At 44.1% G+C, this 417-nt stretch carries 1 protein-coding gene; it reads right to left on the minus strand.

The genetic code is table 11. The features are described from left to right. Nucleotides 1-417: glucan biosynthesis protein (locus tag AAEY62_RS20455; RefSeq protein ID WP_350636057.1), on the minus strand; the 417-nt coding region annotated here is incomplete at both ends.

The following is a 417-nucleotide window of genomic DNA, read 5'->3' on the forward strand; positions in this document are numbered from 1 at the left end:
ATTATCTTCACCCGGTAATGCCGCGCTACCAATGCGAGTGCGAACTGCGCGTGCCTTATCATGCTGAGTTAAGTAAGCATTAAAGGTGGTCATTTTATAGCTTAGCTTTAACGAATCGCCTGCTTTAAATGGTTTTTCAGGTACCCAGTAGCTCACTATGTTGTCGTTTGTTTCTGTATCTGTCGGTATTTCTACCAGCTCTACTCGACCATTTCCCCAGTCACCTTCAGGCTCTATCCACAGGCTAGGGCGGTTGTGATAATGCGCTTCAATATCAAAGTAATTATTAAATTCACGATCACGTTGCGCTAAGCCAAATCCCTTAGGGTTCTCGTATGAAAAAGAGGTTACGCTAAGTTGCGACGGATTATTAAGCGGACGCCAAATCCAGTTGTTATCCTGAGATTGGGTTAACAG

Source organism: Pseudoalteromonas sp. GW168-MNA-CIBAN-0100, from assembly GCF_040309225.1.
Lineage (GTDB): Bacteria > Pseudomonadota > Gammaproteobacteria > Enterobacterales > Alteromonadaceae > Pseudoalteromonas > Pseudoalteromonas arctica.